This window comes from Sphingomonas sp., assembly GCF_039595165.1.
In the GTDB taxonomy this organism is placed as follows: Bacteria; Pseudomonadota; Alphaproteobacteria; order Sphingomonadales; family Sphingomonadaceae; genus Sphingomonas.
Genome location: NZ_JBCNMA010000028.1, coordinates 15,201 through 35,872 on the forward strand (window position 1 = coordinate 15,201; position 20,672 = coordinate 35,872).

A 20,672-nucleotide genomic window follows, 5' to 3' on the forward strand; every position below is an offset into this window, starting at 1 on the left:
GGAGCCATGAACGCACGTCGCATTCTCACCATCACCGTCTCGGCGCTGGTGCTCGGCGCGCCCGTGATCGGCGGCCCGGCGCTCGTCGGCGCCTTTGCCGTCGCCGGCAACAAGGTCGTCACGCAGGACGCCCGGGCCGCCGGCAAGGAAGCCAAGGCGGCGCGCAACGCGCTCAAGGCCGGCGACGCGCAGCGGGCGGTGACTCACGCCGAAGCCGCGGTCACCTACGATCCCAAGAACGGCGAATATCGCCAGCTGCTCGGCGAGACCTATCTGTTGGCCGGCCGCTTCGTCTCGGCGGCGCAGGCGCTGGGCGAGGCGCTGTCGCTCGATCCGGCCAATGGCCGCACCGCACTCAACCTCGCGCTCGCGCAGATCGCGACCGGCGAGTGGAACACCGCGCGTCAGACGCTCGAGACGCATGCCTCGCATATCCCCGCGAGCGACCGCGGCCTGGCCATCGCGCTGGCCGGCGATCCCGGCTCGGCGATCGCGCTGCTCACCGACGCCGCGCGCCAGCCCGGCGCTGACGCCAAGACTCGCCAGAACCTCGCGCTCGCGCTGGCGCTCGCCGGCAACTGGCAGCAGGCGCGCGCGGTGGCGGGGATCGACTTGTCGCCCGACCAGCTCGACGGCCGCATCATGCAGTGGGCGAGCTTCTCGCGCCCGCAGAACGCCTACGACCAGGTCGCCGCACTGCTCGGCGTGACGCCGATTGCCGACAACGGCCAGCCGCAGCAGCTCGCGCTCGCCAACTCGATGACGACCGCGGTTGCGGCGCAGCAGGTTGCCGATCCGGTCGAGACCTACATGCCCGACACGGGCACCGCGGCAGCGGCAGCGGCGCCCGCCACGGCCGTCGACGTCGCGATGACCGGCGAGACCGCCGCGCCCGCGATCACCGCGCCGAGCGGTCAGCAGATCACCTTCGCGCCGCGCGCGGAAATCGTCCAGGCGGTCCCCGTCGCGGCGGTCAAGCCGGCGCTCGCCAAGGTCGAGACCGGCGCGCGCAAGCCGCTCCAGGTCCCGGCCAAGGCCGAGATCGCCGAGTTCAAGCCGGGCAAGGGCAGCTGGTTCGTCCAGCTCGGCGCCTATGACAGCGCGGGTGTCGCGCAGGATGCCTGGGGCCGCGCGAGCAAGCGCATCCCGGTGCTCAAGGGCATGACCCCGACCAGCGCGAGCATCTCGACCGGCGCCGGCACCTTCCACCGCCTCGCGGTCGGCGGGTTCGACCGTGCGGGTGCCGACACGCTGTGCCGCAAGGTGCGGGCGGGCGGCGGCAACTGCTTCGTGCGCACCGGCGCCGGAGACAAGGCCGCGAGCTGGTTAAAGCCGTCACGCGTGCAAGTCGCTTCGCGCTAAGTGCCGGCGCGCAGCAGAAAAAAGGGGGAAGGCCGGGCGGATCGCCCGGCCTTTTTCGTCTTTGCCAAATCCTCCCCCGCCAGGGGGAGGTGGCAGGCGTAGCCTGACGGAGGGGGAGGATGCCAGAACGGTGGTGCTCCTCCCCTCCGACGCCTTCGGCGCCACCTCCCCCTGGCGGGGGAGGATTGGGAATCGCATTTCTCGCGGCGGCTCAGCCGATCTCGGCGCCGCCCTTGAACAGCCGCACCGCCTTGCCCTGGACGGGCAGCCCGTCGAACGGCGTGTTGCCGGCCTTGCCCGCCATGCGGTCGGAGTCGATCTGCCACGGCGCGTCGGGATCGATCAGGACCAGGTCCGCGGGCATGCCGGGCGCCAGCGTTCCGGCTTCGATCCCAAGCAGTTTCGCGGGATTGCTCGCAACCAGTGCGAACAGCCGGCCGAGCGCGATGCGCCCGTCGCGCACCAGCCCCAGGCCGAGCGCCAGCAGCGTCTCGGCACCCGCCATGCCCGGCATCGCATCGGCGAAGGGCAGGCGCTTCTCCTCGGGTCCGCGCGGATCGTGGCTCGAGCAGAGCAAGTCGATCGTGCCGTCGGCCAGCGCTTCCAGCGCAGCCTGCCGGTCGCTTTCGTCACGGAGCGGCGGGGAGAGGCGGGCGAAGGTGCGGAAATCGGTGACGTTGATGTCCGACAGCAGCAGATGCGCCGGGGTGATGCCGCACGTAACGGCCAGGCCCTTCGACTTGGCTTCGCGGATCAGGTCGAAGCCGTAGGCTGTCGTGACCTGACGGAAATGGATCGCCGCGCCGGTTTCCTGCGCCAGCATCAGGTCGCGGGCGATCGCCAGCGCTTCGGCGACCGCAGGCGCGGCGGGCAGGCCGAGCCGCGTCGCGGTCTCGCCCTCGGTCGCCACGGCCTGCCCGCCAAGCCCGCCATCCTCGGCATGTGCGATCACGGTCAGCCCGCAGTCGCGCGCATAGGCGAGCACGCGGCGCATCACGCCCGAATCGGCGATCCAGCTGCGACCGGTGGCGACGGCGCGCGCGCCGGCCTCGGCGTTGATCGCGAACTCGGCGAGGTCCTTGCCCTCCAGCCCGCGCGTCGCCGCGGCGATCGGATGGACCCACAATTCCGGCTTGCCCATGTCGGCGGCACGCTGGACGATGCCGGGGCCATCGAGCACCGGCGACTGGTCGGGCATCAGGCCGATGCGCGCGATCCCGCCGGCGCGGCACGCCGCCTTGTCCATCGCGAACACGCCGAGATCGGTGAGGGCAGGGGCGAGCAGCCTGCCGCCGCAATCGATCACGCGCGCACCGTCGGGCGCCTGCGCGGCGATCTCGTGATTGGCGACGTAGAGCTCGCCCTCGCGCTCGCCGCCCTCGGGACACACCAGCCGGGCGTTGCGGAAGATCAGGTTCATGCCCAACCCTCCACGCCGCGCGCGCGCCGGGTCAGCACGTCGAGGCACGCCATGCGCACCGCCACCCCCATCTCGACCTGCTCGGTGATCGCCGAGCGGCCGGGCAGGTCGGCGACGCTCGAGGTGATCTCGACCCCGCGGTTCATCGGCCCGGGGTGCATCACCAGCGCGTCGGGCTTGGCACGCTTCAGCCGCTCCTCGGTCAACCCGTAGTTGAGGTGATATTCGCGCGTCGAGGGGATGTAGGCCCCCGACATCCGCTCGTTCTGCAGCCGCAGCATCATCACCACGTCGGCGCCGTCGAGCGCCGCGTCGAAATCGGTGAAGGGGGTGACGCCCATTTTCTCGATCGCCGCCGGCATCAGCGTCGAGGGCGCGACCACGCGCACCTCGGCCGCCAGCGCGGTCAGCGCGAGGATGTTCGAGCGCGCGACGCGGCTATGCAATATGTCGCCGCAGATCACCACGCGCTGGTGCGCGATGCTCCCGCGCCGGCGCCGGATCGTCAGCGCGTCGAGCAGCGCCTGGGTCGGGTGCTCATGGCTGCCGTCGCCGGCATTGAGCACCGGGCAGTCGACCTTGTCGGCGATCAGCTGCACCGCGCCCGAGCTCATGTGCCGGATCACGATCACGTCGGCGCGCATCGCGTTGAGCGTCACCGCGGTGTCGATCAGCGTCTCGCCCTTCTTCACGCTCGACTGCGCCGCATGCATGTTGACCACGTCCGCGCCGAGCCGCTTCCCCGCGATCTCGAACGACAGCAGCGTGCGCGTCGAATTCTCGAAGAAGGCGTTGATCTGCGTGAGCCCGTCGAGCCGGTGATCGCTCTTGGCGCGGGTGCGGTTGGCCTCGATCCACTGTTCCGCCTCGTCGAGCAGGAACAATATCTCGTGCGGCTGGAGGCCCGAAATGCCCGTCAGATGCGCGTGCGGGAACACGGCACGCCCCTGGATCTGGGCGCCGGGGCGATGATCGATCGGCGGCTGCATTAAAGCCGTCGGTTAGCGGGGCGGGGCGGGGGGCGCAAGCGCGCTCATTGCCCGGGCTGAGTCCCCGGCCGCGGTGCCGGGCGGGCCGGGGCGTCGAGCACCTTGTCGTACCAGCGGCCGAGGTCGCCGTGCATCTTCGCGAGCTCGTCGGGGTTGAGGTACACCATGTGCCCCGCCTCATAATAAGTGAAGTCGATGTTCCGCTGCAGCGCTTCGTCGAGCAGCATGTGCGAGGCGTCGAACTCCGCGCCGAAAAAGGCGGTGGCGAAGTCGTAATAGCCATTGACGAACATCACCTTGAGATAGGGGTTGGTGCGCATCGTCCAGGCTAGGTCGAGCCCCGAATTGGGCGTGGTCTGCGGATTGGTGGCGTTGGGCGGGCGGTGGCTCCAGTCCCAGTTGAACCCCGGCCCGCGCGCGGTCATGCGGTAGGGCATGTCGGTCCGGTAGCCGAGCACGCGCGTCGCATAGTCCTGGAACGTCGCGACGAACGCGCCCGACACCGCGGTCGACGAGGGGTCGTCGCCCGGACTGTCGGCATTCGCGTCGGTCATGTTGAGCGTGTAGCGCGAATCGAGCCGCCCCACCGCCAGCCGCCGGTCGCGCAGCAGCTCGGTCTGGAAATGCGCCAGGTCGATGCGCAGGTCGGCGCGCAGGATGAACGCTTCGCTGAGCCCGATATAGGCGGCCATCTGCTTCGCCACCGCCGCCTTCTCCGCCGTGGTGATGTTCGATCCCTTGGCCAGCGCGGCGGCGAGCGCGCCGGTGGTGAAGCCGCGCACCTCGTCGAGGAATGCGCGCAGGTCGGCCGGGCGATTGGGCAGGCGGTTGTGATACCACGCCGTGGCGGCCATCGTCGGGAACAGCGTCAGGTAATTCTGGTCGTAGCCGGTCTGGCGCACGCCATAGTTCATGATCGTCGAGAACTGGACCATGCCGTTGAGGCTGATCCCGGCCTGCTCGAGCTTCGCCGCGACCACTGGGTTGCGCAACGTGCCGTAGCTTTCGCCGAACAGGATCTTGGGGCTGCGCCAGCGGTTGTTCTTGGCGATATAGCGCGTGATCGCCCGCGCGAAGCCCTCGGCATCCTGGTCGACGCCCCAGAAGTCCTTGCCGGTCTTGTCACCGAGCGGCCGCGACCAGCCCGCGCCGATCATGTCGATGAAGACGAGGTCGCTCTTGTCGATCAGCGAATAGGGGTTTGGCCCGAAGCCGTAGGGGGCGGGGCGGATATATTCCGGGTTGGCGGTGGTCACGCGCACCGGGGCGAAGCTGCCCATGTGCAGCCAGATCGTCGGCGACCCCGGTCCGCCATTGTAGAAGAAGGTGACCGGCCGGTTCGCCCCGCCGCCGTCGCGGGTATAGGCGGTGTAGAAATAGCTCGCGGTCGGCTTCGCCTCGTCGTCGCGCACGGTGAGCGTGCCGGCGGTCGCGGTATAGGCGATGCGCTGGCCCCCCACGGTGACGCTGCCCTTGCTCACGGCGCTCTGCTCCTCGACCGGCGGGCGCGCCTGCGCCGCCTCGGCCTCGGCCTTCATCGACGGCGGGGCGTCCTTGGGCGCGGCGGGCTTGTCCTGGGCGAGCGCAGGCAGCGCGAGGAAGGTGGCGGCGAGAAGCAACTGGCGCATGGAAGTCCCCCGAGTCTGGATGCGGCGCGACGCTGCCCGTTCGCCGCGCGCTGCGCAACCCGGTCAGCCGGTGGCCAGCGCGTCGATCGCGCCTTGCAGGATGTAGCTCGCCGCGAGCTTGTCGACTCGCTCGGCCCGCTTGGCGCGCGAGAGGTCCTCGGCGATCATCTGCCGCTCGACCGCCGCGGTCGACCAGCGCTCGTCCCACAGCAGCACCGGCAGCCCCATGTCCTCGACATTGCGGGCGAAGGCGCGGGTCGACTGGGTGCGCGGGCTGTCGGTGCCGTCGAGGTTGAGCGGCAGGCCGATCACCAGCCCCCTGACCTGCTGCTCGGCGACCAGGGCCGCCAGCGCCGCCTTGTCGGCGGTGAACTTGGTCCGCTTGACCAGCAGCGCCGGGCTCGCGAACGACCAGCCCGCGTCGCACAGCGCCGTGCCGATCGTCTTGGTCCCGACGTCGAGCCCGAGCAGCCGCCCGCCATCGGGCAGGGCCTCGCGGAACGCGGCGCGATCGGTGGTGATCATCCCGCCCCGCTAAACCCGAACAGGCGCGACAGCCGCTGCTTGCGATACGCCGCCAGCCGCCGCTCGGCATCGGCGCGGACATTGGCCCAGAACAGCGAATAGTCGAACACGTGATAGTTGTTGCCGGGCAGCACATATTGCCCGCTCAGCCCCTCGGGCGGGTTGCCGATCATCAGGATGCCGCGCCCCTCGCAGCGCGCCGCGACCGCGCCCTTCTGCAGCGTGGCGCTCGAGAAATCGCCCGAGGGGACGAGGCTCCCGAGATTGGCGTCCGCTTCGGCGCGCGCATCGGGCGTGCCGGTCAGCGGATTGGTACAGATCATCGGCGTCCCCGCGCGCGGCGCGCCGGTGAAGCCGTTCGAGGCGTCGAACGTGTCGAGGATCAGCGAGGGGTCGGCCGGCTCGCCGAAGGTTTGCCACGAGAGGATGCAGCCGGTCTGGTCGGCGCGCGCGCATTCGGCGAGGCCGAGCCGCGGCAGGTCGGCGGTCTTGGAGATCGGCCAGCCGACGACGTACGCCGCCACCACGCGCTTCGCGAGCGGCTGGCCCGCAACGCGGTCGTGCAACAGCCGGGTGAGGTGCAGCGCGCCCTGGCTGTGCCCGGCGAGGATCACCGGTCGGTCGCCGGCTTCCTTGAGGAACTGGTCGAACGCCGCCGTGACGTCGCGATAGGCGAGGTCGAGCGCCTTCTGCGCATCGGCCTGGCTGGTCAGGAACGCCCCGAACGTCGCCTGGCGGTAACGCGGCGCCCAGATCGCGGCGGCGCCGTTGAACGCGCTCGCCTGGCCGCGCAGGAACAGGGCCGCCCGCTCATTGGCTTCCTTGTCGTCGAGCGGCGCGTTCCACCGGGCGCGGTTGAGGTAGGAGGTCGGGTGGATGAAGAACACCGCGGCCGTCGGCTTGTCGGCGGCGGCAAAGCCTTCGGGAGTCCACAGCGCCGGATTGTGGGGCCTGTCGGGCCGCGCCATCCACATCTCGGGGCGCGCATAGCTGTCCGTGGGCAGGGCGGCCTGCGATTCGAAACGGCCACCGGGAACCATCGCCTGCCGCAGCAGCTCGGCGCCCCAGATCCGATAAGCAAAGGTTGCTGCAATCGCGAGCACGATAAGAACCGCCACCAGATAGAGGAACTTGCGCGCCAACAGGCTCTCCCCACGCTTTGTTGTGCATTGCAGCATAAACCGCTGCGCGGCAATCGCGTTCCGATGCGCGATGGTTGCGAAGGATGCAACCGTGTTAAGGCGGGGCAGGGAGGGCGGCATGGCGACTCGTACGGAAGATCAGGACCAAGGCTGGCCATTGCTGCCGGTGCTGCTTGCCGGACTGGGGCTCGTCACCGGGCTGGTCGCCCATTGGATCCTCGGCACGGGCTACCAGCCCCAGATCAGCGCGCTCCGTCTCGCGCTGCTGAGCTTCGTCAGCGTTTCGGCATTGCTGTTCGGCTTCGTGGTCGAGCGCGCCGACTTGCGCCGTTCGATCGCCTTCGCGCTCGGCTGTGGTCTCGTCGCCGCACTGATCCTCTATTTCAACGGCGCCACCTCGGGCTGGAGCGCGACCGAGGGCTGGCGCGTGTTCAGCCTCGCGCTCGCCATCGGCATCGCTGCGCCGCTGTTCCAGGCAGGCCGCGAATCGGGCTTCCGGCCGATCTCCTATCCCGCCGCGCACGACCATGCCTGGACCAACGCCGTGCTGTGGTGCCTCGGCTGGGCGTTCGTCGCCGTGACGCTGGCGCTCTCGTTCCTGCTCGCCGCGCTGTTCCAGCTGATCGGCATCGACTTCCTGAGCGACCTGCTGCGCAAGGAATGGTTCTGGCGCGCGCTGGTCGGGCTCGCCTTCGGCCTCGGCCTGGCGCTGCTGCGCGAGCATAGCCGGATCGCCGCGCTGCTCCAGAATGTCGCGATGCTCGTGCTCGGCGTGCTCGCGCCGGTGCTGGCGATCGGGCTCGGCCTGTTCCTGCTCGCGCTGCCCTTCACCGGCCTCCAGCCGCTATGGGATGCCACCAAGGCCACCACGCCGATTCTGCTCGGCTGCGTGCTCGGCTCGCTGCTGCTGGTCAACGCCGTGATCGGCAACGGCGCCGACGGTGCTCCCCGCAACCCCGTGCTGCGCTGGGCGGCACTGATCCTCGCGGTGGTGATCCTCCCGCTCGCCGGCATCGCCGCGTTCGCCACGGGCCTGCGCATCGGCCAGTACGGCTTCACCCCCGAGCGGCTGTGGGCGCTCACGTTCGTAATCCTCGCGAGCGTTGTCGCGGTGGCCTATCTCGCCAGCGTCATCCGCGGCCGTGCCGCTTGGGCGGAGCGGATACGTCCCGCCAACCTCAACATCGCGATCCTCACCTGCGGCGTCGCGCTGCTGCTCGCCACGCCGATCGTGAGCTTCAACGCCATTTCGACCCGCGATCAGGTCGCGCGGCTCGAATCGGACAGGACCACGCCCGAGAAATTCGATTGGCGCGCGTTGGCCTTCGACTTTGGCGAGCCTGGCAGGGCGGCGCTCGAACGGCTCAAGAAGTCGGCCAACGCCACGATTCGCGAGAAGGCGAGCTCGGCGTCGGTAGCCAAATATCGCTACGATGCCCCCGATGGTACGCAGGCGGTCCGCGCCGAGACGCTCGACAAGACGCTGCGGATCTTGCCGGCCGGTACCGCGCTTCCGGCGGAAATACGGGAGGCGATGTCGACCAGTTGGCAGTGCCAGACCGAGCGCTGCACGCTGACCTTCCTTCCGGGCGGGACCGATGCGGTCTTGCTATCCGACGCGTGCTACAAACCGTTGCCTTCGCCGGCCCCCGCCGCTGGCGGTGCCGTCTCCGCGCCCGCGCCTGAGGATCGCTGCTCCTTCTCCCAACCCAGGCGGTTCGTCCGCCTGTCCGGCAAATGGACCCCGTGGGAGCAGGTGCGGCCGCCGGCGCCCGATCCCATGGCGAGGACGCGCACGGCCACCGGCCTTGCGCAAGGAGCAATCGAGATCCGCAAGGTCGAGCGCCGTCAGATCTTCGTGGGCGGCGAGCCCGTGGGCGAGGCCTTCGAATAACCGCGCTTGATGGCAGGGGGGCGTCGCTGCTAGGCGCGCCTCCATGTCCGTAGACACCGCAACCGTGAAGAAGGTCGCGAGCCTCGCGCGCATCGCGATCAGCGATAGTGATGCCGAGCGCCTCGCGCCCGAGCTCAACAACATTCTCGGCTGGATCGAGCAGCTCGGCGAGGTCGATACCTCGTCGGTCGAGCCGATGACCGCCGTCATCCCCAACCAGCTGCGCCTGCGCGACGACGTCGTCACCGACGGCGGCATCCGCGACGAGGTGCTCGCCAATGCCCCGCTCGCCGAGCATGGCTTCTTCACCGTGCCGAAGGTGATCGAATGATGACGGAACGGCATCATTCGATCATCCCGGGCTCGACCCGGGATCCAGAGTCGCAGGCGGGCCGCTTGTGGCCCTGGGCTCCTGCTTTCGCGGGAGAACAGGCATGACCGACCTCACCACCCTCGGTGTCGCCGCGCTGCGCGACGGTGTCCGCTCGGGCGACTTCTCCGCGATCGAGGTCGCCGACGCCTTCGTCACCAAGGTGAGCGCCGCCAAGCAGCTCAACGCCTTCATCGTCGAGACGCCCGACCACGCGATCGCCGCGGCCCGCGCCGCCGACGCCGCGCGCGCGGCGGGCGAGACGCTCAAGCCGCTCGCCGGCGTGCCGATCGGCATGAAGGACCTGTTCTGCACCAAGGGCGTGCAGACCACCGCCGCCAGCCATATGCTGGAGGGGTTCAAGCCGGTCTATGAATCGACCGTCTCCCAGAAGCTCTGGGATGCGGGCGCCGGCATGCTCGGCAAGCTCAACCTCGACCAGTTCGCGATGGGCTCGTCCAACGAGACCAGCTATTTCGGCAACGTGATCAGCCCGTGGCGGCGCAAGGACGGCGGCAACGCCGCGCTCGCGCCCGGCGGCTCGTCGGGCGGCTCCTCCGCGGCGATCGCGGCGCGGCTCGTGCCTGCGGCGACCGGCACCGACACCGGCGGCTCGATCCGCCAGCCCGCCGCATTCACCGGAATCAGCGGCATCAAGCCGACCTACGGCCGCTGCTCGCGCTGGGGCGTGGTCGCCTTCGCCTCGTCGCTCGACCAGGCCGGGCCGATGGCGCGCGACGTGCGCGACTGCGCGATCATGCTCGAGGCGATGGCCGGCTTCGATCCCAAGGACGCGACCTCGCTCGACATGGCGGTGCCCAATTGGGAAGCCGCGCTCTCCGCCGACCTGCGCGGCAAGAAGGTCGGCATCCCGAAGGAATATCGCGTCGACGGCATGCCGGCCGAAATCGAGGCGCTGTGGCAGCAGGGCATCGACTGGCTCAAGGACGCGGGCGCCGAGATCGTCGAGGTCTCGCTGCCGCACACCAAATACGCGCTCCCGGCCTATTACATCATCGCCCCGGCCGAGGCGTCGTCCAACCTCGCGCGCTACGACGGCGTGCGCTACGGCCAGCGCGACCTGCCCGACGGCGCCAACCTCCAGGAAATGTACGCCGCGACCCGCGCCGCCGGCTTCGGCCCGGAAGTGCAGCGCCGCATCCTGATCGGCACCTACGTCCTCTCGGCGGGCTTCTACGATGCGTACTACACCCAGGCGCAGAAGGTCCGCACGCTGATCGCGCAGGATTTCGAGAAGGCATGGACGCAGTGCGACCTGCTGCTCACCCCGACCGCGCCCTCGGCGGCGTTCGCGCTCGGCGAGAAATCGGCCGATCCGCTGGCGATGTATTTGAACGACGTCTTCACGGTGCCGTCGAGCCTCGCGGGCATTCCGGCAATGTCGGTGCCCGGCGGCCTCGACAAGGACGGGCTCCCGCTCGGCCTCCAGATCATCGGCAAGCCGTTCGACGAGCAGGGCGTGCTCGACGCGTCGCTGGCGATCGAGCAGCGCGCCGGGTTCACGGCCAAGCCGGAGCAGTGGTGGTAGGAGACAATATGGCTGACGAACAGGATGCTGTTGAAAGCAACGAGCTACAGGCTTTTGTTACGAGCACTCTTGGTGCGGTTATGAAGGGGATTGCCGACGCACAACCTGATGCTCGCGTCCGATCCGCTTTCGGAACCGGTGAGTTCGCGTTCAGCGCCCCGGACAATGTCTCCTTCGATGTCGCCGTCACTGCGAAACATAGCGGGACCGCTCGAGGGGGATTCAAAATCCAAGTATTTTCAGTTGGTGCTAATGCAGGCGGCGACGTGTCGTCCGAATCCTCCTCGGTGAGCCGTATCCAGTTCACGGTCCCAACCAAATTTAAGCGAGATCGTAGTTGAGCGAATACCGCATCAAAGGCGCAACCGGTGAGTGGGAGGTCGTGATCGGCCTTGAGGTCCACGCCCAGGTCACGTCCAACGCCAAGCTCTTCTCGGGCGCCGCGACCGAGTTCGGCGCCGAGCCGAACACGCAGGTGTCGCTGATCGACGCCGCGATGCCCGGCATGCTCCCGGTCCCCAACCGCGAGTGCATCCGTCAGGCGGTGCGCACCGGCATGGCGATCGACGCGCAGATCAACAAATGGTCACGGTTCGACCGCAAGAATTATTTCTACGCCGATCTGCCGCAGGGCTATCAGATCAGCCAGCTCTACCATCCGCTGGTGGGCGAGGGCGCGATCGAAATCGAAGTTGAGAACGAGATCAAGACGATCGGCGTCGAGCGCATCCATGTCGAGCAGGACGCCGGCAAGCTGATGCACGACCAGCATCCGCGCCTGTCCTATGTCGACCTCAACCGCTCGGGCGTCGCGCTGATGGAGATCGTCTCCAAGCCCGACATGCGCTCCCCCGCCGAGGCCGGCGCCTATCTCTCGAAGCTCAGGTCGATCCTGCGCTATGTCGGCTCGTGCGACGGCAATATGGACCAGGGCTCGATGCGCGCCGACGTCAACGTGTCCGTCCGCAAGCCGGGCGAGCCGTTCGGCACCCGCACCGAGACCAAGAACGTCAACTCGGTCCGCTTCGTCATGCAGACGGTGGAGATCGAGGCGCTGCGCCAGATCGACGTGCTCGAGAGCGGCGGCAAGATCGTTCAGGAAACCCGCCTGTTCGATCCCGACAAGGGTGAGACGCGGTCGATGCGCTCCAAGGAGGATGCGCACGACTATCGCTATTTCCCCGATCCCGACCTGCTCCCGCTCGAGCTCGACGACGCGTTCCTCGACGAATGCCGCGCTTCGCTCCCCGAGCTGCCCGACGCCAAGCGCGCGCGTTACCTGGGCCTCGGCATCACGCCGTACAACGCCGCAGTGCTGACCGCCGAGGTCGAGTCCGCGCGCTATTTCGACGCGCTGCTCGAAGCCGGCGCAAAGGGCCCCGCGGCCGCCAACTGGGTCACCTCGGAGCTGTTCGGCGCGCTCAATCGCCTCGGCAAGGACATCGAGCACAGCCCGGTCTCGCCCGCTCAGGCGGCTGAACTTCTCGGCCTCGTCGCCGAAGGCACGCTGTCCAACACGCTCGCCAAGCAGGTGTTTGAAATCATGCTCGAAACCGGCGACGATCCCGCCAGGATCGTCGAGGAGCGCGGCCTCAAGCAGACCAGCGACACCGGCGCGATCGAGGCGGAGATCGCCAAGGTCCTCGAAGCCAATGCCGACAAGGTCGCCGAATACCGCTCGGGCAAGGACAAGCTGTTCGGCTTCTTCGTCGGCCAGACGATGAAGGCGATGGCGGGCAAGGCCAACCCCGGCGTGGTCAACGACCTGCTCAAGAAGGCGCTGGACGGCTAGACTCCCAGAAATCCTCCCCCGCCAGGGGGAGGCGTCAGCGCAGCTGACGGAGGGGGCGGACGGCCGAACATAGCGGCTCGTTTCCCCCCTCCGTCGCGTTACGCGCGCCACCTCCTCCTGGCGGGGGAGGATAACGATTCAGAATGCTTCAGTCCGGCGGCGGGGGGATGTCCGGCTTGCCGTCGGCATCGTCGGGATAGTCGTCGGGCGAGACCTCGCCCTGGTTCTTCACCGCCTGAAGGTCCTCGGCGTCGCGCGGCTCGCCATTCTCGCCGAAATTCCCGCCCGGCTTGTTGGGCTGGCCGGACTTGCTGTATCTGTCACTGTCACTCATCTTTGCCTCCGCGGCGTCACTGCGCCATGTCGTCCTGGTTCTTCACGACGCCGCCGGCGCCATTCTCGCCGCCGACGCCCTCCGCCGCGGGGTCGGTCTCGCCATCACCTTCGGCCTCGACGACATTCTCGATGTCGCGGTTGGTGCCGGTGGTTGCCTGCTCCAGATCGCTGCGGCGCTCGTGATTCTCCTCGGGCGGGCTGTCGGGGTGCGGATCGCGGTTGGTATCGGACATGGTCGTCTCTCCTTCGTCTCATCAACGAATCGCGACGGATCCGGGTCCGGCTTTCCGGCTTGCGCAGGCAGAGCACCGCGATAATCTCGCCGGCGGGGCAGCTTCGCGTCGATTCGACCGGGGCGTTTGAAATGGGGGAGGGGTTTCCATGCCATCTTGTGGTCTGGCGCGCCGTGCGTGCGCCATGCTGGTCGCCACGTCGCTGACATTGCCGGGCATCGCATCCGCACAGGAGCAGGCGCCGGCCGCGCCCGCGGCCGAGGCGGCGTTCCTTGCCGACAGCGGCTCGCCGTTCGGCAAGCTCGAGTTCGACGAAGCCGAGGCAGGCAAGCTCGAAATGCCCAAGCTCGCCTTCACCGCGACGCCGGAGGACCAGGCGAGCTTCGACAAATATTACTACTTTGTCCGCCCAGGCGTGAGCTATGGCGACGCCTATCGCGACATCGTCGAGTGCGACGGCTATGCCCGCGGCCTGCAAAGCGGCATCGGCTATGTCCAGCCGCCCTATCCCTATGCCGGCACGATGGCCGGCGCGGTCGGCGGCGCGATCGGCAACGCGATGGCGATGGCGATCTTCGGCTCGGCCGAGAAGCGCCGCCTGCGCCGCGTCAATATGCGCCAGTGCATGCACTTCAAGGGCTACCAGCGTTACGGCCTCAAGAAGGACCTGTGGGAGGCGTTCCACTTCGAGGAGGGGCTGTCCGACATGCCGGAGAGCCGCCGCTTCGACTTCCTCAAGCGCCAGGCGCTGGTCGCCGCCACCGCAACCCCGCAAGGCGAGGAACTCGGCCTGTGAATCGCATCGTCATCGCCGCCGCGGCGCTCGCCGCCTTCGCTTCGCCCGCGCTCGCCAGGAAGGAGAAGGTCGTCTTCGTCGAGACCTCGGCGGTCAAGGACAAGCCCGCCGTCGCGCTCGATCCGGCGCAGGCCTATGTGCTGGTGCGCTCGGACGTCGCCATCCCGCTTCACCTGATGCGCGTGCCCAGCGCGGAGGACCAGGCGACCTATGATCGCCTGCGCGCCGAAGCGCTGGTCGAGGCGCGTGGCAAATATGCCAAGAAGCTCGCCTCGTATGAGCGCGACCGGAAGGCCTATGACAGCATGCCCAAGGGCGCGCAGAAGCCGAAAAAGCCCGAAAAGCCCGTCGAGCCGACCGAGGAGAATTTCGAATTCACGCCGTTCGGGCTGCTCACCGGCGTCTCGATCGGCCCGCTCAACCGCTTCGCCAAGGGCTCGGATGGCGACAAGACCTCGACCTATCTCCAGCAGCTCACCCCGGGGCGTTACCGCGTCTATGGCCTGATGAGCGTGATGCCGAACGGCGGCGCGATGGGCAGCTGCTTCTGCATGGGCAGCGTCGCGTTCGACGTGAAGGCGGGCGAGGTCACCGATCTCGGCCGGTTCACCGCACGCGAGCTGCCCAAGCGTGAGGGCGGCGACAACGCCAAGCCGATGCCGCTCGCTGTCGAGTTCCGCCCGGCGACGGCAGGTACGCCGCTCGATCCGCGGCTCGCAAAGATGGCGGCCAGCCCGGCGGTGCTGAGGCCGGTGGGCAAGCTGCCCAATTATTACGGCATGACGATCGACCGCTTTCCCGCCATCGACGGCGTGATGCGCTACGACCGCGACCGCATCGTCGATTTGACCAAGGGCAACTGACCCTCACGCCACCGGCTGAACCGGCGTTGCGGGCGGATCGCCCTGCGGCGTCGGTGCCGGTATGTCGATGTCGGGCGCGGGCGGCTGGATCTCGGGCCCGCCCGGGGTCGGCTGGCCGGGCTGCGGGGCCGGGGGTGCCTCGGGCGGCGGAACGCTCGGCTTGGCGGGTTCGGGCTGGCCGGGGATGGGCGGTTCGACGGGCAATTTCGGTCTCCTTTTGCCGTCTCAACGCGCCGTCCCGGCGCCCGGTTGCTTCGCGCTTGCCCCGGCCCCATGCCTTGCTATAGAGCCCGCCGACCTGCGGTGTCCCTGAATGCGGGCGTGGCGGAACTGGTAGACGCGCTGGATTTAGGTTCCAGTATCGCAAGATGTGGGGGTTCGAGTCCCTTCGCCCGCACCAGTCCGCCGCCCGGCGCTCGTGGCGACGCCGCTACACCGATTCCACTTCCAGAGCAGGAAGCCTGATTGAAATGCAGACTGTCGAGACGTTGAACGAGGGCCTGAAGCGCGCCTACACCCTGAAGATCACCGCCAAGGACATCGACTCGCGCGTCGATGCCGAGGTGAAGCGCGTCGCCCCGCAGATCCGCATGCCCGGCTTCCGCCCCGGCAAGGTCCCGACCAACCTCGTCCGCAAGATGCATGGCGAGGCGCTGACTCAGGACGCGCTCAACACCACGATCCAGGAAGGCGTGCAGAAGCTCATCGCCGAGCACAAGCTGCGTCCGGCGATGCAGCCTTCGGTCAGCCTCGAGGGCGATTTCGCCCCGGGCAAGGACGCCGAGGTCAAGGTCGAGCTCGAAGTGCTCCCCGACGTGCCCGCGCCCTCGATCGAGGGCCTCAAGCTCGAGCGCCTGCTCGTCCCCGTCGACGAGAGCGCGATCGACGCCCAGCTCCAGCAGATCGCCGGCCAGCAGAAGGCGTGGGAAGACGCCAAGCCGACGTACAAGGCGAAGCATGGCGACCAGGTGACGATGGACTTCGTCGGCAAGGTCGACGGCGTCGCGTTCGAGGGCGGCACCGGCGAGGCGATGGCGATCGAGATCGGCTCGGGCCGCCTGATCCCCGGTTTCGAGGACCAGATCGTCGGCGTCAAGGCGGGTGACGAGAAGCAGATCGAAGTGACCTTCCCCGAGGATTACGGCGTCGATACGCTCGCCGGCAAGCCCGCGACCTTCGACCTCAAGATCACCGCGGTGAAGACCGCCGGCGAGACCAGGATCGACGAGGATTTCGCCAAGAACCTCGGCCTCGAGAGCCTCGACCAGCTGCGCGGGATCCTCAAGAGCCAGCTCGAGAGCGAGACCGGCGGCCTCACGCGCACCTATATGAAGCGCAAGCTGCTCGACCAGCTCGCCGCCGGCCACGACTTCCCGGTCCCGCCGTCGATGGTCGAGGCCGAGTTCAACCAGATCTGGGCGCAGCTCGAGCATGAGGCGAGCCACGAGGAAGACCCCGAGGCCGCCAGGAAGGAGCTCGAGAACGAGAAGGACGATTACCGCGCGATCGCCGAGCGCCGCGTGCGCCTCGGCCTGCTCCTGTCGGAGATCGGCCAGGCCAACGGCATCGAGGTCAGCCAGGCCGAGATGAACCGCCTGATCGCCCAGGCCGCGCAGCAATATCGTCCCGAGGACCAGCAGCGCTTCGTCCAGTACATCCAGCAGGAGCCGATGGCCGCCGCCCAGCTGCGCGCGCCGCTCTACGAGGACAAGGTCGTCGACTTCCTGTTCGAGAAGGCCGAGGTCACCGAGCGCGAAGTGACGCGCGAGGAGCTCGAGGCCGCGATCGAGAGCGAGGAGGGCGCCGTCCCCCATGTCCACGGCCCGGGCTGCGGTCACGACCATGACCACGACCACAAGCCGGCGAAGAAGGCGAAGGCCAAGAAGGCCGACGAGGCCGACGAGGCGCCCGCCGCCGAGGACGTGAAGCCCGCCAGGAAGGCCGCGCCGAAGAAGGAGGCCAAGGCCGAGGAAGCTCCGGCCGTCGAGAAGGCCGAGGCGCCCGCCAAGAAGGCCCCGGCGAAGAAAGCCGCCGCCAAGGCCGACGACGCGGCCGCCGAAGCGCCGAAGAAGAAGGCCCCGGCCAAGAAGAAGGCCGACTGAGGCCTTCACGCAAACCACCGTCACCCCGGCCTTGTGCCGGGGTCCACGGTGCAGCAGACTACGTGCAAGAGGCTTAAGCTCTTCGCCCAGCCTCCCGGTGGACCCCGGAACGAGGCCGGGGTGACGAAGTGGGGGATTGGGTGGCCGAACCACGCATCGCAGTGATCCTGCCCTGCTACAATGAGGAAGCCGCGATCGGGCAGACCGTCGCGGCTTTCCGCGCCGCGCTCCCCGGCGCCGCGATCTACGTCTACGACAACAACAGCCGGGACCGTACCGTCGAGGTCGCGCGCGCGGCCGGCGCGATCGTCCGGACCGAGCGCATGCAGGGCAAGGGCAATGTCGTCCGCCGCATGTTCGCCGACGTCGACGCCGACCTCTACGTCATGGCCGACGGCGACGCGACCTATGACGCCGCCGCCGCGCCCGCGATGATCGAGAAGGTCCTGGCCGAGGGGCTCGACATGGTCGTCGGCACCCGCGTGCACGAGGCGGCGGACGCCTATCGCCGCGGCCATGTGCTCGGCAACCGCGCGATGACCGGGCTGCTTTCGCGCCTGTTCGGGCGCAGCTTCACCGACATCTTCTCGGGCTACCGCGTCTTCTCGCGCCGCTTCGTCAAGAGCTTCCCGGTGCTCTCCGCCGGGTTCGAGATCGAGACCGAGATCAGCGTCCACGCGCTCGAGCTCAAGATGCCGGTGGGGGAGGTGGAGACGCGCTACCTCGCCCGGCCCGAGGGCTCGGCCTCGAAGCTCTCGACCTATAGCGACGGCCTGCGTATCGCGCGCACCATCCTGACGCTCTATCGGATCGAGAAGCCGATGCTGTTCTTCGGGCTGATCGGCGCGCTGCTCGTCGGTCTCGCCGTGATCCTCGCGGTGCCGCTGGCGATCACCTATGCGCAGACCGGCCTCGTCCCGCGCTTCCCGACCGCGATCCTGGCGACGGGGCTCGTCATCCTGTCGGCGCTCAGCCTGTTCGCCGGGCTGATCCTCGACACGGTGGTGCGCGGCCGGCGCGAGATGCGCCGGCTCGCCTATCTCGCGGTCCCGGGACCGCTGCTCGCACCCTGATTAGATCCTCCCCCTGGCGGGGAGGATTTTGACGTTCAGAAACGATAGGCTAGGAACAGCCCGCCCTGCCACTGGTCGGGCGACCCGCGCCGAGTCACCAGCGGCGCGTCGGCGGCATCGCCGAGCAGCCGCGAATAGCCGCCCACCGCGGTCAGCATCCAGCGCGAGCCGAGCCGGTAGCTGAGGCTGAGCCCCGCGCCGACGTCCTTGATCCCGCTCTCCGCCGCGAACACGGGGAGTCCGCTCGCCACCGATTGCGCCGGGCTCACGCTGAAATAGGTGCGCATATAGTCGCCGTCGGCCCAGCTCGCGCGGGCGCTGGCCGAGGCGCTGAGCTGCTCGGCGAGGTCGAAGCGGATCCCCGCCTCGCCTTCGCCCACCAGCCCGTCATGGCCGCCCGCCACGTCCTTCGCCAGCGAGACGCGGAGATAGGCCTGGCGATACTCGACCGCCAGCGCTCCGCCGAGCTCGATCGCCAGGTCGACATCGCCGAGCCCGCGCAAGTCGGAATTGCGGTCCTCCGGACGATCGCGGCGATAGCGCGCGATCGGACCGGCCTTGATCTGCAGGTCCTCGGACGGCTTGAGGCGCAGCAGGTTGATCCCGATCTCCGGCCCGCGAACATAAGCGAGATCGCGATAGGCGACCGAGACGAAGGGAAAGGGCTGAACCTCGAATTCGTCCGATCCCTCATAGTCCGGCGCGTAGATCGCGCCCGCGCCGAGCATCACCTGCCAGTCGTCGCGCTCCTCCTCCTGGTCCTGCGCCCGCGCCTGCGACAGCGGCAGCACGACGAGCGGAATGGCGAGGATCAACAGGCCATGGCGCCAGGCGGGGAGACGGCCGGCGAGGGCGGGGACGCGAGACAGGGTCATGGACAGCACTCCAAGGGGGGTGGCGGGCTTATAGGTCTCCCCTGGCCGCCGCGGATTTCGCTCCGGTGACGGTGTGTTGCAGAATGTTACGGCTACAGACTCGATTCCGCGGCGGGGCTATGACCCGTGCATGTCGAGGAACGAGAGCCCGCACATCCTGGTGGTGGACGACGACCGCCAGATCCGCACGATGCTGGCACGCTACCTCAGCGACAACGGCCTGCGCGTCAGCGTCGCCGATGGCGGGCGCCAGATGGCCGAGCTCACCGGCAAATACCGCTTCGACGTGGTCGTGCTCGACGTGATGATGCCGGGCGACGACGGCTTCACCCTGTGCCAGCGGCTGCGCGCCACCAGCACCGTGCCGATCATCCTGCTCACCGCGCGCGGCGACGACACCGATCGCGTGATCGGGCTCGAGCTCGGCGCCGACGATTATGTCGCCAAGCCGTTCAATCCGCGCGAGCTGCTCGCCCGTATCCGCGCCGCGCTGCGCCGGGCCGCTATGTCCGCCGCACCCCCGCCCGAGCTGCTCGCCGACCGCTTCCGCTTCGCCGGGTGGACGCTCGACACCAGCCGCCGCACCCTGGTCTCGCCCGCGGGCTCGCTGGTCGAGCTGACCACCGGCGAGTTCGACCTGCTCGTCGCGCTGGTCCAGCACCCGCAACAGGTGCTCAGCCGCGACCAGCTGCTCGACTATGTCCATGGCCGTTCCAGCCTCAACATCGACCGCAGCGTCGACGTCCAGGTCAGCCGCCTGCGCCGCAAGGTCGAGGCCGATCCGCAAGCGCCCGAGCTGATCAAGACGGTGCGCAACGGCGGCTATTTCTTCTCCGCCACGGTCGAACCGGTGGCGGGCGCATGAAGCCGCAGGTGCCAAGGCTCAAGCTGGCCGCGCGGCTGGCGATCGCGATCGTGCTCGTCGCGGTGTCGTCGTTCGCGCTCGACCAGGCGCTGCGCACGCTGATCCCGCCACCGCCGTTCCTGGTCGTGCAGCGCGCCTGGCTGGTCGCGGCGATCGCCGCGGCCAGGGCGCCGTCGGCCGGAGCGTTCCTCGACGCGCGCGTGCGGCCCGAGCCCGCCTTCTCGCACGGCGGCACCGCGGCGGGGTTCGCCGACGAGCTTCGCGCCACGCTCGCCGGAGCGCTCGACAGGCCCGCGGCCGATATCCGCGTCCGCGCGGAGATCTTCAGCGACAATTTCTGGGAGCGGTCGGCGAGCACCGCGGTGGTGATCATCCCGCGCGTGCCGTTCCTGCTCACCGCCGCCGAAGCCGCCAGCGACCAGTCGCAGCGTCCCGGCCCGGGCACCGAGGAACGCGCCAACGGCCGCACCAGCGTGCTCGGCCGGCTTGAGGTCGCGATCCGCGAGGACGACGGCCGGTGGCGCGTCATCAGCCCGCGCCAGACCACCGACGCGCGCTGGCATTACGCGCGCAACCTGCTCGCCATCGCCGGCAATCTCCTCATCCTCGCCGTCTTCTCCTTCTGGATGGCGCGCAGCATCGTCGTCCCGCTCGGGCGCCTGGCCGGCGCCGCCGAGCGGCTCGGGCGCGAGCGCGAGCCGACTCCGATCGGCGACATGCGCCTGCCCGAATTCGCCGCCATCGCCGAGACCTTCGACGCGATGCAGCTTCGCCTCAAACGCTATGTCGACGAGCGCGTGCAGATGCTCGCCGCGATCTCGCACGACCTGCGCACCCCGCTCACGCGGCTGCGGCTGC

The 20,672-nt window shown here is 68.9% G+C and carries 21 protein-coding genes and 1 tRNA gene; 13 read left to right on the forward strand and 9 right to left on the reverse strand.

All coding sequences use genetic code 11. The features are described from left to right. The first annotated feature begins 6 nt into the window (after positions 1-6). Positions 7-1,362 (forward strand): tetratricopeptide repeat protein, encoded by a 1,356-nt coding sequence (locus tag ABDV68_RS07410; protein WP_343519142.1) that lies wholly within the window; start codon positions 7-9, stop codon positions 1,360-1,362. A gap of 211 nt (positions 1,363-1,573) precedes the next feature. Here the strand turns inward: ABDV68_RS07410 and ABDV68_RS07415 are convergent, their stop codons facing one another. The 5 genes from ABDV68_RS07415 to ABDV68_RS07435 form a co-directional block, all read right to left on the reverse strand. Then, complete coding sequence (locus ABDV68_RS07415; protein ID WP_343519143.1) at positions 1,574-2,782, reverse strand: dihydroorotase; 1,209 nt, start codon at positions 2,780-2,782, stop codon at positions 1,574-1,576. Then, on the reverse strand, positions 2,779-3,771 hold the full coding sequence (locus tag ABDV68_RS07420; RefSeq protein WP_343519144.1) for an aspartate carbamoyltransferase catalytic subunit: 993 nt from the start codon (positions 3,769-3,771) through the stop codon (positions 2,779-2,781). Before ABDV68_RS07420 ends, ABDV68_RS07415 begins: the two co-directional genes overlap by 4 nt. A 44-nt stretch (positions 3,772-3,815) precedes the next feature. Next, on the reverse strand, positions 3,816-5,399 hold the full coding sequence (locus ABDV68_RS07425; RefSeq protein WP_343519145.1) for a peptidase S10: 1,584 nt from the start codon (positions 5,397-5,399) through the stop codon (positions 3,816-3,818). 63 nt (positions 5,400-5,462) lie between these two features. Continuing rightward, entirely contained in the window at positions 5,463-5,924 is a 462-nt protein-coding gene (gene ruvX, locus ABDV68_RS07430) for a Holliday junction resolvase RuvX (protein WP_343519146.1), read from the reverse strand. Continuing rightward, positions 5,921-7,066: a DUF3089 domain-containing protein gene (locus ABDV68_RS07435; RefSeq protein WP_343519147.1), complete on the reverse strand. Its 1,146-nt coding sequence runs from the start codon at positions 7,064-7,066 to the stop codon at positions 5,921-5,923. The genes ruvX and ABDV68_RS07435 overlap by 4 nt, the downstream gene beginning before the upstream one ends. A gap of 118 nt (positions 7,067-7,184) precedes the next feature. Here ABDV68_RS07435 and ABDV68_RS07440 point away from each other — a divergent pair, with 118 nt between their 5' ends. The 5 genes from ABDV68_RS07440 to gatB all read left to right on the forward strand — a co-directional run bounded on the left by ABDV68_RS07440 (position 7,185) and on the right by gatB (position 12,671). After that, positions 7,185-8,960, forward strand: a complete 1,776-nt coding sequence (locus ABDV68_RS07440; protein ID WP_343519148.1) for a DUF4153 domain-containing protein — start codon at positions 7,185-7,187, stop codon at positions 8,958-8,960. 43 nt (positions 8,961-9,003) lie between these two features. Then, positions 9,004-9,291, forward strand: coding sequence for an Asp-tRNA(Asn)/Glu-tRNA(Gln) amidotransferase subunit GatC (gene gatC / locus ABDV68_RS07445; RefSeq protein ID WP_343519149.1), 288 nt, complete (start codon positions 9,004-9,006; stop codon positions 9,289-9,291). Between the two features lie 103 nt (positions 9,292-9,394). Further along, positions 9,395-10,879 (forward strand): Asp-tRNA(Asn)/Glu-tRNA(Gln) amidotransferase subunit GatA, encoded by a 1,485-nt coding sequence (gene gatA, locus ABDV68_RS07450; RefSeq protein ID WP_343519150.1) that lies wholly within the window; start codon positions 9,395-9,397, stop codon positions 10,877-10,879. A gap of 8 nt (positions 10,880-10,887) precedes the next feature. Next, positions 10,888-11,220 (forward strand): trypco2 family protein, encoded by a 333-nt coding sequence (locus ABDV68_RS07455; protein ID WP_343519152.1) that lies wholly within the window; start codon positions 10,888-10,890, stop codon positions 11,218-11,220. Continuing rightward, a complete protein-coding gene (gatB, locus tag ABDV68_RS07460; protein ID WP_343519153.1) occupies positions 11,217-12,671 on the forward strand; it encodes an Asp-tRNA(Asn)/Glu-tRNA(Gln) amidotransferase subunit GatB in 1,455 nt (484 codons plus the stop codon). The genes ABDV68_RS07455 and gatB overlap by 4 nt, the downstream gene beginning before the upstream one ends. Before the next feature lie 148 nt (positions 12,672-12,819). Here the strand turns inward: gatB and ABDV68_RS07465 are convergent, their stop codons facing one another. After that, positions 12,820-13,005 (reverse strand): hypothetical protein, encoded by a 186-nt coding sequence (locus ABDV68_RS07465; RefSeq protein WP_343519155.1) that lies wholly within the window; start codon positions 13,003-13,005, stop codon positions 12,820-12,822. Between the two features lie 16 nt (positions 13,006-13,021). Continuing rightward, positions 13,022-13,240, reverse strand: a complete 219-nt coding sequence (locus ABDV68_RS07470) for a hypothetical protein (protein ID WP_343519156.1) — start codon at positions 13,238-13,240, stop codon at positions 13,022-13,024. Positions 13,241-13,424: 184 nt separating this feature from the next. Between ABDV68_RS07470 and ABDV68_RS07475 the strand changes: the two genes are divergently transcribed. Continuing rightward, positions 13,425-14,036, forward strand: a complete 612-nt coding sequence (locus tag ABDV68_RS07475; protein WP_343519157.1) for a hypothetical protein — start codon at positions 13,425-13,427, stop codon at positions 14,034-14,036. Next, entirely contained in the window at positions 14,033-14,899 is an 867-nt protein-coding gene (locus ABDV68_RS07480) for a hypothetical protein (RefSeq protein WP_343519158.1), read from the forward strand. Before ABDV68_RS07475 ends, ABDV68_RS07480 begins: the two co-directional genes overlap by 4 nt. Before the next feature lie 3 nt (positions 14,900-14,902). On the opposite strand, the gene ABDV68_RS07485 is transcribed toward ABDV68_RS07480, so the two are convergent. Then, complete coding sequence (locus ABDV68_RS07485; RefSeq protein ID WP_343519159.1) at positions 14,903-15,103, reverse strand: hypothetical protein; 201 nt, start codon at positions 15,101-15,103, stop codon at positions 14,903-14,905. A gap of 111 nt (positions 15,104-15,214) precedes the next feature. Between ABDV68_RS07485 and ABDV68_RS07490 the strand changes: the two genes are divergently transcribed. The 3 genes from ABDV68_RS07490 (at position 15,215) to ABDV68_RS07500 (ending at position 18,074) form a co-directional block, all read left to right on the forward strand. Then, a tRNA-Leu gene (locus tag ABDV68_RS07490) sits at positions 15,215-15,299 on the forward strand. 70 nt (positions 15,300-15,369) lie between these two features. Further along, positions 15,370-17,001 (forward strand): trigger factor, encoded by a 1,632-nt coding sequence (gene tig / locus ABDV68_RS07495; protein WP_343519160.1) that lies wholly within the window; start codon positions 15,370-15,372, stop codon positions 16,999-17,001. Between the two features lie 140 nt (positions 17,002-17,141). Further along, entirely contained in the window at positions 17,142-18,074 is a 933-nt protein-coding gene (locus ABDV68_RS07500; protein ID WP_343519161.1) for a glycosyltransferase family 2 protein, read from the forward strand. Positions 18,075-18,109: 35 nt separating this feature from the next. Here the strand turns inward: ABDV68_RS07500 and ABDV68_RS07505 are convergent, their stop codons facing one another. After that, positions 18,110-18,949 (reverse strand): MipA/OmpV family protein, encoded by an 840-nt coding sequence (locus tag ABDV68_RS07505; RefSeq protein ID WP_343519162.1) that lies wholly within the window; start codon positions 18,947-18,949, stop codon positions 18,110-18,112. A gap of 130 nt (positions 18,950-19,079) precedes the next feature. Between ABDV68_RS07505 and ABDV68_RS07510 the strand changes: the two genes are divergently transcribed. Both ABDV68_RS07510 and ABDV68_RS07515 read left to right on the forward strand, forming a co-directional pair. Then, entirely contained in the window at positions 19,080-19,814 is a 735-nt protein-coding gene (locus ABDV68_RS07510) for a response regulator (protein WP_343519163.1), read from the forward strand. Continuing rightward, positions 19,811-20,672: HAMP domain-containing protein (locus tag ABDV68_RS07515; RefSeq protein WP_343519164.1), on the forward strand; the 862-nt coding region annotated here is incomplete at its 3' end. The genes ABDV68_RS07510 and ABDV68_RS07515, both read left to right, overlap by 4 nt.